We start from the raw sequence: 879 nt of genomic DNA, 5'->3' as shown, positions 1-879 counted from the left end.
GGATTTAGAAAAGGAAATTCTTTCTTTGGAAAACCAGCTTTTTGAAAAGAAAAATGAATTACTGGAAATGAGCGAACGATTGCCAGGAGAAATTAAGATTAAAGCTGAGAGAGAAAAGAAAACAGAGGTTGTTAATAAAGGTTTTTTAAAAAAAGAAAAAGTAGAAAAACCAACAGGGAATTGGATTGTTGAAACTAAAGAATTAAAAAGAGTGCAAGGAATAATTAACGCTGGATATTCAGTGAAAAAAGATTATGATCGTTTGCAGCGTATGGATTTAGTTAAAGAAAACAAAGAATTATGTGACAAAGTTGATAGTTTAGCTGAAGGTTATGTTAAAGCTATTAACGAAAATACAGATTTGGAAAATGAGAATAGAGAATTGCGTAAGGAAATAAGCTCGTTAAAAGCCCATATAAGAGATTTAAAGGAAAATGTAAAGGTTTTATACCATAACACAAAAAAACTCTTAGGAAGGCAATTTGAGGGCTTTAGAGGTCTTATTAAGAACGAGTTGGATATGAAAGGGATAGATAATCAATTTGAGCGTGAACATAAAAAAGAAATGAAGACTAAACAACGAGGGTATGACATGGAGCGATGAAAACATAAATAAAGCGAGTAGACTTTACTACCCGCTTTATTTTAGGTTTTCCCGTTTTCGCAAAGCTTTAAATCTATCAAATTGTTTACGATATATATAGTCTTTATTTTCTTTTTTGCTGACTAAGATTTTCCCGTCGTATTTTGTAAATTTTTTCTTGTCGTTTGAATCAGTCCACGCTAAATCTTCATTTACTAAATAAACATTTGATGTACCCATTTTTAGTACACTCAAAAATCCGTTCTCTTCAAGTACTTTGATTCTTCTATAAATAG

At 30.8% G+C, this 879-nt stretch carries 2 protein-coding genes; one reads left to right on the top strand and one right to left on the bottom strand.

The features are described 5' to 3' along the window. On the top strand, window positions 1–604 hold a 604-nt coding region (locus tag D4B81_RS17855; RefSeq protein WP_474100195.1), incomplete at its 5' end, for a hypothetical protein. A 36-nt stretch (window positions 605–640) separates the two neighbouring features. On the opposite strand, the gene D4B81_RS19070 is transcribed toward D4B81_RS17855, so the two are convergent. After that, window positions 641–879, bottom strand: a 239-nt coding sequence (locus D4B81_RS19070; RefSeq protein ID WP_474100194.1) for a hypothetical protein, incomplete at its 5' end; no start/stop codon positions are given.

Source organism: Ornithinimicrobium cerasi, from assembly GCF_003702705.1.
Taxonomy (GTDB): Bacteria; Actinomycetota; Actinomycetes; order Actinomycetales; family Dermatophilaceae; genus Ornithinicoccus; species Ornithinicoccus cerasi.
This window is presented reverse-complemented; position numbering and strand designations above follow the sequence as displayed.